The sequence below is a fragment of the Methylosinus sp. Ce-a6 genome (assembly GCF_009811655.1).
In the GTDB taxonomy this organism is placed as follows: Bacteria; Pseudomonadota; Alphaproteobacteria; order Rhizobiales; family Beijerinckiaceae; genus Methylosinus.
In genome coordinates this window covers 129,181-141,398 of record NZ_BGJX01000003.1, presented here as the reverse complement: position 1 = coordinate 141,398, position 12,218 = coordinate 129,181, and the positions used below count along the sequence as shown (strand labels likewise).

General features: G+C 63.1%; 9 protein-coding genes. All 9 read left to right on the top strand.

All coding sequences use genetic code 11. The features are described from left to right. The first annotated feature begins 53 nt into the window (after positions 1–53). The 9 genes from wrbA (at position 54) to Mspo_RS03320 (ending at position 12,182) form a co-directional block, all read left to right on the top strand. On the top strand, positions 54–653 hold the full coding sequence (wrbA, locus tag Mspo_RS03360) for an NAD(P)H:quinone oxidoreductase (protein ID WP_159726823.1): 600 nt from the start codon (positions 54–56) through the stop codon (positions 651–653). Beyond that, a complete protein-coding gene (locus Mspo_RS03355; RefSeq protein WP_306344929.1) occupies positions 535–1,845 on the top strand; it encodes an efflux RND transporter periplasmic adaptor subunit in 1,311 nt (436 codons plus the stop codon). Before wrbA ends, Mspo_RS03355 begins: the two co-directional genes overlap by 119 nt. A 132-nt stretch (positions 1,846–1,977) precedes the next feature. After that, entirely contained in the window at positions 1,978–5,052 is a 3,075-nt protein-coding gene (locus Mspo_RS03350) for an efflux RND transporter permease subunit (protein WP_159726819.1), read from the top strand. A 436-nt stretch (positions 5,053–5,488) separates the two neighbouring features. Continuing rightward, positions 5,489–6,685 carry a hydroxymethylglutaryl-CoA synthase gene (locus tag Mspo_RS03345; RefSeq protein ID WP_159726817.1) on the top strand — a complete coding sequence of 399 codons (1,197 nt, stop codon included), beginning with the start codon at positions 5,489–5,491 and terminating at the stop codon, positions 6,683–6,685. Further along, the gene (locus Mspo_RS03340; RefSeq protein ID WP_159726815.1) at positions 6,682–7,488 is read left to right on the top strand and encodes an enoyl-CoA hydratase-related protein; all 807 of its coding nucleotides are present in this window, start codon (positions 6,682–6,684) and stop codon (positions 7,486–7,488) included. Before Mspo_RS03345 ends, Mspo_RS03340 begins: the two co-directional genes overlap by 4 nt. 47 nt (positions 7,489–7,535) lie before the next feature. Next, complete coding sequence (gene asnB / locus Mspo_RS03335) at positions 7,536–9,500, top strand: asparagine synthase (glutamine-hydrolyzing) (protein WP_159726813.1); 1,965 nt, start codon at positions 7,536–7,538, stop codon at positions 9,498–9,500. Further along, positions 9,497–10,621, top strand: coding sequence for an NAD(P)/FAD-dependent oxidoreductase (locus tag Mspo_RS03330; RefSeq protein WP_159726811.1), 1,125 nt, complete (start codon positions 9,497–9,499; stop codon positions 10,619–10,621). Before asnB ends, Mspo_RS03330 begins: the two co-directional genes overlap by 4 nt. An 11-nt stretch (positions 10,622–10,632) precedes the next feature. Continuing rightward, positions 10,633–11,706, top strand: a complete 1,074-nt coding sequence (locus Mspo_RS03325; RefSeq protein WP_244613088.1) for an acyl-CoA dehydrogenase family protein — start codon at positions 10,633–10,635, stop codon at positions 11,704–11,706. Next, on the top strand, positions 11,703–12,182 hold the full coding sequence (locus Mspo_RS03320; RefSeq protein WP_159726807.1) for a PaaI family thioesterase: 480 nt from the start codon (positions 11,703–11,705) through the stop codon (positions 12,180–12,182). Before Mspo_RS03325 ends, Mspo_RS03320 begins: the two co-directional genes overlap by 4 nt. The last annotated feature ends 36 nt before the right edge of the window (positions 12,183–12,218 follow it).

The window sequence follows — 12,218 nt, the reverse complement described above, 5'->3', positions numbered from 1 at the left end:
ACAAGCGCATGCGGCGCTAGAAGTGGCGCATGGCTTTTGGCTTTGGAGGCGTCATGCCGAAGGTTCTCGTTCTCTATTATTCGGCCTACGGCCATATCGAGCAATTGGCGGAAGCCATCGCGGCGGGCGCTCGCGACTATGGGGCGGAAGCCACTTTGAGACGGGCGCCCGAGACGGTTTCGGAATCCGTCGCTCGCGAATCTGGATACAAGATCGACCAAAAAGCCGAGATCGCCACGGTGGAGGAGCTCGAGCTGTTCGATGCGATCATCATCGGCTGCGGAACGCGCTATGGCCGCATCGGCGCGCAAATGGCGAGCTTTCTCGACCGGACCGGCGGCCTGTGGGCCCGCGGCGCGCTCAATGGGAAAGTGGGTTCGGCCTTCACCTCGACCGCGAGCCAGCATGGCGGCCAGGAAACGACACTGTTCTCGATCGTCACCAATCTTTTGCATCTGGGCATGGTCGTCGTCGGCCTGCCGTATAGCTTCCAGGGGCAATTGACGACGGACCAGGTGTCGGGCGGCAGTCCTTATGGCGCCACCACGATCACCGGCGGGGACGGCAAACGCCAGCCGACGGAGAACGAGCTCGCCGGCGCGCGCTTCCAGGGCCGCCTCGTCGCCCAAATCGCGACGAAGCTGGTCTCCTGAAGCGATTGGAAGGCGACATCTTGCGGCTAGAGGCTCGAGCGTCATGCGGGGATGGTTACGATTACGATCGGGATCGTTCCCGGCGGCAAGTCTCGCGCTCGCGGCGACGGCGGCTGTTTATGTCGGCGGTAAGGCGCCCGCGTCGCTGCAGAAAAGCGCTCTTGCCTCATCCTCTTCCGTCATCATCGTGGAAACCGCCGAGGCGTCGGCCGACCCGCTGCCGCGCGGCGTCACGGCCGTCGGCTCCCTACGTGCGGTTCGCCAAGTGACATTGACGCCGGAGGTCGGAGGACGCGTCATCGCGATCCATTTTCATGGTGGCGCCCGGATCGCCGCCGATGCGCCAGTAATCGACCTCTACAGCAAGCCGCAGCAGGCGGAGCTCGCGCAAGCTCGCGCCGAGGAGACTCTCGCCCGACTGCAATTGCGCCGGGCGACGGAGTTGAGTCGGCATAACGCGTCCTCGCAGGCCGAGGTCGAGAGTCGTCAGGCCGCTTTCGACCGCGCGAGCGCCATGGTCGCCGCGAGCGAAGCGGCAATTGCGCAACGGACCGTTCGCGCGCCGTTCTCCGGCATTCTCGGCGTGCGGAATATCGATCTCGGACAGTATTTGAATCCGGGCGACGCCATCGCGACGCTGACCGATCTGAATGAGCTCTTCGTCGATTTCGCCGTGCCGCAACGCTATCTCAACGACCTCGTCGTCGGACAAACGGTGGAGGTCGCCGCGGACGCTGTCGCGGAGCGGCGCTTCACGGCGAAGCTAGAGACAGTCGAGCCGCAGGTCGACCGGAGCACGCGCAATGTCGCTCTCCGAGCGAGGATCGCCAATCACGAACAGAATTTACGGCCGGGCATGTATGTGACCGCGACGCTGAGCTTCGAGCCGGAGAAGGAAATCGTCACCGTGCCGGAGACCGCCGTATTGGCGAATGCATCGACCAAGACGGCTTTCGTCGTGCGCGACATCGGCGCCGACGGCGAGGGACGCGTGGAACAGGTGGTCGTCGAGACCGGGCGGCGAGTGGACAGTCGGGTCGCGATCCTCTCCGGCCTCACGCACGGCGATGTCGTCGTAACCAGCGGCCAATTACGGTTATCGCCCAGCCTGAGGGTCAAGCCTGTTTCGCCGCGACAACCGGACGGCGCATCGCTCGCGGCCAAACTTCCGAATTCCAAATCTCTGCATTAGAGCGCATTCGGACAAATCATGTCCGAATGCGCTCTAAAGTTATTCGAATTCGCATGTTCTTTTCCGAAAGCCGCTTCGCACTTTTCGGGAACATGCTCTAGAACCAAATCTCTGCATTAGAATGAGGGCGCCGTGGTTTTCACCGACATCTTCGTCAGAAGGCCGGTTCTCGCGATGGTCGTCAGCCTCCTCATCCTGCTTGCAGGCGTATGGTCGCTGCTCTCTCTGCCGATCCGGCAATATCCCAAGCTGCAGAGCGCGGCGATCACGGTCGAGACCAATTATCCCGGCGCCTCGCAGCGGCTGATGCAAGGCTTCGTGACGACGCCCCTCGCGCAGTCGATCTCGACCGCCGACGGGATCGAATATATGACGTCGATCTCGACCGAAGGAAAGAGTCTGATCAAGGCCCGTCTCAAGCTCGAGGCGAATCCCGATCGCTCTCTGGCCGAGATCATGGCCAAGGTGCAGCAGGTGAAATATCTGCTGCCGCGAGAGGCTTTCGATCCGGTCATCGACAAGATAACCGACGATCCCACGGCGGTGATGTATATCGCGCTGATGAGCGAGACGCTTCCGGCGCCGATCATGACCGACTACGCCGTGCGCGCGGCCCAACCGCTGCTCGCATCGATCAACGGCGTGGCCTCGGCCCAGATCATGGGCGGTCGCAATCTGGCGATGCGCATCTGGCTCGACCCCGACAAGCTCGCCGGACACGACATCACCGCCGCCGAAGTCTCCCGGGCCCTGTCGCGAAACAATGTGCAGATCGCGGCGGGCCAAATCAAAGGACCGCTCACCGCCGTCACAGTCGCGGCCAATACGGACACGCAGGATCCCGAAGCGTTCCGGCAATTGGTGATCAAGACCGGCGCCGGCGGACTGGTGCGTCTCGAGGACGTCGCCATCATCGACGTCGGCGAACAGAACTACGAACAATCCGCGCTCATCAACGGCCGGCCCGCCGTGGTTATCGCCGTCAACGGCGCGCCCGCAGCGAATCCGCTCGAAATCGTTCGCGACGTCACGGCCCTGCTGCCGCAGCTCGAACGCTCGAAGCCCGTCGGCATGGATATCCAGAACGTGTTCGATGTGGGTCGCTTCGTCGTGGCCGCGCTGCACGAAGTCGAACACACGCTGGTGGAAGCCGCGATCATCGTCGTCATCGTGATCTTTCTCTCCCTCGGCTCCGGACGAGCGGTGCTCATTCCTATCGTCACAATTCCCTTGTCTCTGGTCGGCGCCGCGACGCTGATGCTGGCGGCAGGCTTCAGCCTCAATCTCCTGACGCTGCTGGCCATGGTGCTGGCGATCGGCCTCGTCGTCGACGACGCCATCGTCGTCGTCGAAAACATTCATCGGCATATCGAACACGGGGCCAGACCTTTCGAAGCGTCGCTGCTGGGCGCGCGCGAAGTCGTCGGCCCGGTGATCGCGATGACGATCACGCTCGCCGCGGTCTACGCTCCGATCGGACTGATGCAGGGATTGACCGGATCGCTGTTTCGCGAATTCGCCTTCACTTTGGCCGGGGCGGTCGTCGTCTCGGGCCTGGTCGCGCTCTGCGTGTCGCCCATGATGAGCTCGTTGCTCCTACCGCCGCAGAGATCCCAAGGCCGGATCACGGCGGCCATCGAGCGTGGATTCGTGCGCCTCGCAGACGCTTACGCCGCGCTGCTGAAAGCGACGCTCCGCGTGCGGCCATTGATGATCGCCGTCTGCGTCGCGGCGATCGCGGGCGCGGTCACGCTCTATCTCGGTGTCAAGCGCGAATTCGCACCGAGCGAGGATCAGGGCACGGTGATGGAGGTCGCCAAGGGTCCCCGCTACGCCAATCTCGACTACACCGAGCGCTACGCCTCCCGGCTCGAAGCGGCGTTCCGACGACTGCCGGAAACGGACACGACCTGGGTGTTGAGCGGCTCGAGCCAGACTGAACCCGGTCCGCACGGCGTTTTTGCGGGCGTGAACCTCGCGACCTGGAGCAAACGCGAACGCAGCGCGGCGACAATCATGGCGGAGCTGCAAGCCGATGGAGCGCAAAATCCTGGCCTGAGCGTATTCGCCTTTCTGCTGCCCGCTCTACCGACAACGCCCGGCCTACCAGTGCAGATGGTGCTGTTCGGGCCGAGCGAGTTCGATCGCTTGTATGAAGTGAGCGGGCATATCGCCGAAACGGCGCGAGCGAGCGGCCTGTTCGCGGTGGTCGACACCGACTTGTCGTGGAACAAGCCGGGCTCGACATTGACGATCGACCGCTCCAGGGCGAACGACCTCGGTTTGACGATGGAGGACATCGCCACCACACTGGCCACTCTCGTCGGAGAAAAATACGTCAACCGTTTCGAGTTTCGCGGACGGTCCTATGATGTGATCCCGCAGGTCGAACGCCGCTTCCGCGCCGATGCGGCGGGCTTGGGCCGTTTCCATGTGCGATCGACGTCCGGCGCGCTGCTCCCGCTCGACACGATCGTCGAGGCGTCTGAACGCGCCGAGCCAAACCAGCTCGGACAGTACGATCAGATGAACGCGGCGACGATTTCCGCCGTCCTGGCCCCGGGGGTGACCATGGGACAGGCTGTGACGTTCTTGCGGCGGCAAACGAGCGACCTGCCCGAGGGTCTCGCGACCGCGTGGCTCGGAGAGTCCCGGCAATATGTCACCGAGGGCGATCGGCTCACTATCGCCTTCGGCCTCGCGCTGGCAGTGATTTTTCTCGTGCTGGCGGCGCAGTTCGAGAGCTTTCGCGATCCGCTCGTTATCCTCGTCAGCGTGCCCCTCTCCGTATTCGGCGCGCTGCTGCCGCTTTGGCTCGGCTATGCGACGCTGAACATTTTCACGCAGATCGGTCTCATCACGCTCGTCGGCCTCATCTCCAAGCACGGCATATTGATGACCGCCTTTGCGAACGAGTTGCAGCGGCGCGAGGGTCTCGACCGCCCCGCCGCAGTCGTCGAAGCGGCGCGCATCCGGCTGCGCCCGATTCTGATGACGACTGCCGCAATGGTCGCAGGACTTTTTCCACTGCTGTTCTCCGCTGGAGCCGGCGGCGCAAGCCGCTTCGCCATCGGAATTGTGGTGGTGGTCGGCATGCTGTTCGGCACGCTATTCACTCTGCTCGTGCTGCCGACGATCTATTCGCTGCTCGCTCAGGACCACCGCCGACGACCGGTCGAGGACGAGCGAACCGCGTCCGCTGCGTAGCGCGCTCTTCGAGCCTCGAAAGGTTTCAGGCCCCGCCCACGAAGTCGCAAATCGATTGTTCTCATTTCGGAGACAAAAATGTAATATTAGTTTACGTAGATGTCACGAATAGCGAATTCGACTATTGTGGTGCTTTTATGAAACGTACGTATTTTTATACGGAAAGCGAGCACGACAAATTTTGTTCAGAATGATAAAAAAATTCAATTATCTTCGACGATCCATCTGTGCGACAAGAGCGCGGTAGCCGAGCGGCCTGAACCGCTGAATGGATCAGGGCGTCACGTTTCAGTATATGAAGCCTTACAGCAATAGAATAGCCATTCTATCGTTTACAATAATACTCAAAACGATGTGCACATCAGCATTGGTTCTGGCTCGCCGGCATACTCATAGAGTTCGCGTCGCACCAATCGATTAGATGAAGGGCAGAGACATGACAACGGTAGGAATCGACGACATCTCGATCTACTCGCCTGGTTTCTTCTACCCGCTGGAGGATCTCGCCCACCGGCACGGCGTCGACCCCGCCAAATACCTCTACGGGATCGGCCAGGAGCAAATGGCGGTTCCCTCGCCGGACGAAGACATCGTGACCATGGCGGCCAACGCCGTCGCGCCGGTCCTGACCGCCGATGTTCGGGAACGCATCAGCACAGTCATCTTCGCCACCGAGAGCGGCGTCGATCAGTCCAAATCGGCGGGAATGTTCGTGCACGGAGTGCTCGGGCTCAACCCGAACTGCCGCGTCGTCGAATTCAAGCAGGCCTGCTACAGCGCCACAGCAGGCCTCCAATTCGCGTGCGATCTCGTGCGTCATCGGCCGAGCGAAAAAGTTCTCGTGATCGCCTCCGACATCGCGCGCTACGAGCGCAATTCGGAAGGCGAATGCACCCAAGGGGCGGGCGCCGTCGCGATGGTGATCGCCAAAAACCCGAGCCTGGTCGAGATTCATCCGCAGAGCGGCCTGTTCAGCTTGGACGTCATGGATTTCTGGCGCCCGAACCATCGCGACGCCGCCTATGTCGACGGCAAGCTGTCGATCGACGTCTATCTGCGTTCCTTGCGCGAATCCTATGCGGATTTTTGCCGTAAGGACGGCATGCCGCTGGCCGCGATCGAAAAGCTCTGCTTCCACCAGCCCTTCACAAAAATGTCGAAGAAGGCCTTCGCCGCCTTGCGTGAAGCGGCCGGCGCGGAGGCCGACCATCTCGATGAGACGAGCTACGCCGAGAGCCAGGCGTACGGCCGCCAGATCGGCAACACCTATGCGGCCTCGCTCTATATCGCTCTGGCCTCCTTGCTCGACAACTGCGCCGAAGATCTCGGCGGCCGCAATATCGGCCTGTTCAGCTACGGCAGCGGCTCGGTCGGGGAGTTCTTCGCCGCGACGGTGCGCCAGGGCTACCGCCGCCGCTTGCGCACGCGCGCCCATCGCGCCTTGCTCGCCGGACGGCGCGAAATCGATTATGCGACCTATGTGGCCTGGTTCTACAATTCCGCCAAATCGGCGGAAGATCGGGTCTGCCCGGAGGAGACCGCGGGACGCTATCGTCTGGCCGCGATCGACGCGCAGCGCCGCGTCTACGCGGCCGCCCGCAATCTCGAGCTCAATGCCGCGGCGTGTCCATGACGCGCCCCGTCCACGTCACGCGCTCGACGGCGCGCAACGGCTCGGCCATTGGCGAGTTGCGCCTCGCGCGGTCGGAGCGCGGCAACGCCCTCGACGAGGCGATGCTCGATGCGATCGCAGAGGGCTGCGCCGAGCTGGCCGGCGACGGCGCGCTTCGCGCCGTCCTCCTGACCGCCGAAGGCAAACATTTTTGCGCAGGCGCCGACCTCGCATGGATGCGGCGCGCCGCCGAATTGTCGGATGAAGAAAATGTCTTGGACGCGGAGCGTCTCGACGCCGCGCTCGACGCGCTCGCCGGCCTTCCCACTCCGCTCGTGGCGAGAACTCAGGGTTGCGCCTACGGCGGCGGCGTCGGCCTGCTGTGCTGCGCCGACATCGTCCTCGCCGAAACGGGCGCGACCTTCCGTTTCAGCGAGCCCCTGCTCGGACTCGTGCCGGCGGTGATCAGCCCATATGTGGTCCGCGCCATCGGGCTGCGCCGGACGCGCCGTCGTTTCCTCACGGCGGAGGCTTTCGACGCGGTCCAAGCTCTCGAGGACGGCCTCGTCCACGAAGTGCTCGATGCGGCCGCGCTCGAGGTGCGAACGAGCGCGCTCCTAGACTCCATCACATCCTGTGGTCCGGTCGCGCTGCGCGAATGCAAAGCGCTCCTCGATCGATTGCAGGCGCGAGACCATCTCGGCGCGGACACGATCGCCAATCGCCGGTTGATCGCAAGGCTGCGCACGACATCCGAAGCGCAGGAAGGCATGGCGGCGTTCCTGGGCCGGCGGTCGCCCGCCTGGGTCGCGACGGCGGATTGATTTTTTCATTTCCTCGAACGCATTTCGTACCGGAGAGGAAGAGGATCATGTGTGGTTTTTTGGCGATTTACGACAATGGTCCGCGTCCTGTGGCGCGTGCGAGAATTCTCGACGGCCTCGCCGTCATGCGACATCGCGGACCAGACGAACAGGACGTCTGGATCGATCCGCGAGGAAACGTCGCATTCGGACACGCGCGGCTCAGCATCATAGGCCTCGGCAACGGACGGCAGCCGATCGCCTCCGCGGATGGTTCGATTCATCTGATCGTCAACGGCGAGTTCTACGATTTCGAGCGAATACGCGACGAGCTTCGCGCTCGTGGCTGTGTTTTCCGCACAGAAAGCGACAGCGAGATCGCGCTGCATCTCTATCGCGAATTCGGCACAGCGGGTCTCGAGCGCCTGCGCGGAGAGTTCGCGCTCGTGCTCTATGACGCGAACGAACGCCAGCTCGTCGCCATGCGCGACCGTTTCGGGATCAAGCCGCTGTTCATCGCCGAACACGCGGGAGCGATCTATATCGGCTCCGAGATCAAGGCGCTGCTCGCGGCCGGCGTGCCGGCGATTTGGGACGAGGACGCCTATGTTTCCCGCGGCTTCTATCTGTCGAATCAGACGCTTTTCAAGAACGTCCGCAGCCTCGCGCCCGGACGTCTCGTCACCGCGACGCCGAGCGGCCTGCGCGAGCAGACCTATTGGGATCTCGATTTCAGTTCCGCGGTTTCGCTCGCTAACGAGCGTTTCGACGAAGCGGAGGCGGTCGCCGGCCTGCGGGAGAAAATCCTCGAAGCGGTACGGTTGCGCTTGCGATCGGATGTGCCGGTCGCCATCTATCTCAGCGGCGGAATCGATTCCTCGGCGATGCTCGGATGCGCGACGCATCTGAGCGGCGCTCCGCTCGACGCCTATAACCTCTCCTTCGTCGACTCCGAGGCGCATGACGAACGGCGCTTCGCCGAGCAGGCGGCGGCTCACGCCGGCGCGCGCTTCTGCTCGATTCCCGTGACGCAGAACGATCTAGCGGACAATTTCGCCGACGCGTTGTGGCACAATGAGACGCCTTTTTTCAACGCCCATGGCGTCGCCAAATATCTTCTCAGCCGAGCGGTGAGGGACGCTGGTTTCAAAGTCGTGCTCACCGGCGAGGGCTCCGACGAGATTTTCGCCGGATACCCGCATTTTCGTCGGGACATGCTGCTCTACAACGCACAGCATCAGGACAGCGACGCCGTCGAAGAGCTGCGAGCGAAGCTGAAAGCGAGCGAGGCGGCGGCCCGAATACATGAACGACTTCCCCTCGACGCGGCGTGGATGACCGCGCAACTCGGGCACGGTGTGTCCTGGATCGATAATCAATCGAACTGGTTCGGCGCTCTGCAAGCGCTCTACGACGACGAGACGAGGCGGCGCTGGTCGGGCGTCGGGCCATATCGACGCTTCTACAATGGATCGGCGCATCGCCGGCTCGCCGGCCGCGATCCCGTGCATCGCTCGATGTATCTCTGGGCCAAGAGCTTTCTGCCCAATTTCGTGCTGACGACGCTCGGCGACCGCATGGAGATGGCTCACAGCATCGAAGGGCGCGTGCCGCTGTTGGACCATCATGTCGCCGAATACGCCTGTAAGCTGCCGGTCTGGCTCAAAATCAAGGGAGGCACGGAAAAGCACGTCTTCCGCGAAGCAATGCGTCCGTTCCTCCCGGAGACGCTCTACAAGCGCAAGAAACACTACTTCCGCGCGCCCCCTGCGACGCTGCATCACGAAGATCGCCTCTCGCAGCTCATTCGCGACGCTCTGCACGGCGATGCGCTGCTCGACCTGCCCTTCTTCGACGCAAAGCTGGTGCGTCGAACGCTCGCGGAACTGCCGGAACTGCCGCCTGACCAGCAGGCGCTCCTCGATCCGATGTTCATGGAAATCGCCAGCCTCTGCCTGATGCAGCAGAGCTTCCGCATGAGCAGTGAAGCAAGCCGCGCCACGGAATCTCTCGTCATGGAGGAGATAGCATGAAAGTCGGCATCATTGGCGCGGGACTCAACGGCCTCGCCCTCGCATTGCTCCTGAAACGCTTCGGGGTCGAAGCGCAGGTGTACGAGCGCGGCGACGGGCCGCGCGACACGGGTTCGGGAATCTATGTCTGGCCGCAAGGCGTGCAGGTTTTGCGCTTCATGTTCGGGGACGATCGTATGCGCGCGGCCGGTCAGCCGATCGAGTTTCTCGACACGCTCGACCGGCGCGGCAAGCTGATCGACAGCCAACCGGTGCGGCTCGAAGGGTTCGAGTTTCCCGCACCGGCGATGATGTTTCTGCGCAAGCGGTTGTTCGGCATGTTGCGCGACGCTCTCGACGCCGACGCCATCACCGCCGACGCCGGATGCGAGTCGATCTCGCAGGACGAGAATGGCGTGACGGTCGACTTCACCGATGGTCGCTCGCGTCGATTCGACGTCGTCGTCGGAGCCGATGGAGTTTTCTCTCGGGTGCGCAGCATCGTCGCCCCAGAAGCGATCGTCGCCGACACGGGCATCGCAGCCTGTCGCGGCATCGTCGAATTCGCACATCCGGCCTTGCTCGACGACCGATGCCAGATCTTCACCTACGACAGCGCTCGGGTGGTGACCTATCCGCTCGATGAGAGCCGATCTCTGCGTTACTGGTTCTACGCCTATCGGCATCTCGATCAGCCGCTGCTCGACAAGGACGGAATTCGCGCCGCGATCGCCGACATCGCCGACCCTCTTCCGGCGATGGTCGACGCGACGCCGCCTGCATCCATGCTCCACAATCGCTTGCACGCGATAAAGCATATCGAGAACTGGCGCCGCGGCCGAGTGACGCTCCTCGGAGACAGCGCGCACGCCATGTTGCCGACGCTCGGCTACGGCTTCACGCTCGGTCTCGAGAACGGCTTCGCTCTGGCTCAATCGCTCGTCTGCAATTGCGACGCGGACATCACGAGCGCTCTGCGCCGCTATTCTCGCAGGATGCGTCTGCGTTCGCGCGAGATGCTCGAGGTCATGAGCGATCTGACAGATCTATTTTACTTTCGCGAAGAGGGCTCGGTAACGAAAGACACGTTGCAAGACCGATTTACGAAGTTCAGAAGCCTCGCCGAAACGACGGTTTTCTGATGGACGACGAAATGTTTCGGATCGCGCTTCGCGCCTTCGTCGCGGAGCGCGTCGGACCGCATATCGACGCATGGGAGCGCGCCGGAGCCTATCCGGCCAGCCTGCACGCCGAAGCGGGAGCGGCTCGCCTGCTCTCGCTCGGCGATGTTCCAGGGCCCGTTCTGCCGACCCATCAGAGCCGAATGCGAATGTTGCTCGAAGAAGTCACATGCGGTGGATCGCAGGGGCTGGCGGTCGGGCTCTGCTCGCACTTTGTCAGCCTGTCGATCGTCGCTTCGGCGGGAGCGGACACGTTCGGATCGGTCATCATCGACGTGCTCGCGGGCGCGCGCATCATCGCTCTGGCGCTCACCGAGCCGGACGCCGGCTCCGATCTGGCCGCGCTCGACGCGCGCGCCGCGCTCGGCGCCGATGGCGTGTGGCGGATCACCGGCGAGAAGCGCTTCATCTGTAATGGAGCGCGCGCCGACTATCTGGTCCTCGGCGCACGCATGCCCGATGGCCTCGGCCTTTTCCTGGTCGATCAGCCGCAAGCCGAGATTGTCGGCTATCCTCTCGAGCCGTCGGGTTGGCGCTGCCTTCCGCTCGCAGCGATCCGCTTCGCGAACGCTCGCGGGCGGCTGATCGCCGCTCCCGGCCGCAGCGGCCGGATCCTGCGCGACGCCTTGACGCGAGAACGGCTCAATCTGGCGATCTCGGCTGCGAGCGCCGCCGAGGCCGTGTGCGCAGCCGCTTTGAAGCACAGCCGAAGCCGCGTCATTCGCAATGCGCCTTTGATCGCCATGACGCATGTGCGCCAGACGCTCGCCGAGCTGCATACCGCCGTCGCCATGGCGCGCCACCTCGTGGATCGAACGACTGTAGAGGACGGCGAAGTCCAAGTGGCGATGGCCAAGAACGCGGCGACGTCGGCGTTCGCATTGGCGGCGCAGGTCGCGGTTCGACTGCAGGGGGCGGCTGGCTGCGTTTCTCCTTCGCTCGCCGAGCGAAGCCTGCGCGACGCTCCTCTCGTCGCCATCGGCGGCGGCACGACCGAAGTGATGAACGAAATCATCGCTCGCTCACTCGAACGGAGGCCGATATGATAGAAATTTCCGATCATGCGCGCCGACATAGCCGGGCGCTCCTCATGCACGATTTTCAGCGCTATTGCGGCCTCGAGCTGCTGGAGCAGGACGCCGGTCGCTGCCGCTGTCGACTGGTCGTCACTGCCGCTATCGACAATCTGAGCCACTGCCTGCATGGCGGCGTGACTTACGCCATGCTGGACGTCACCAGCATGCTCGCGACTTTGCCTCTGCTGGCCCCGGACGAATATGCGGTCACCACAAATATGGCGGTCTCGATCCTGACGCCGATGCCCCGCGATTCCATCGCGGAATTTCAAGCCAGCGTGATCCGAGCGGGACGCAGATTGATCTTTACCTCCGCGACCGCCGTACGCGTCGATGTCGATGACGCACACACGCCTTTCGCGACGGCGCAGATTTCCAAGGCGCGACTGCGGCAGACCATTTCCGTTCCGGAAGCAAACGGAGCGATCGGCCGCTCGGCGTCGTGAGGCCGCCGAATCGGGAGTTTCTACTCACATCGTGAA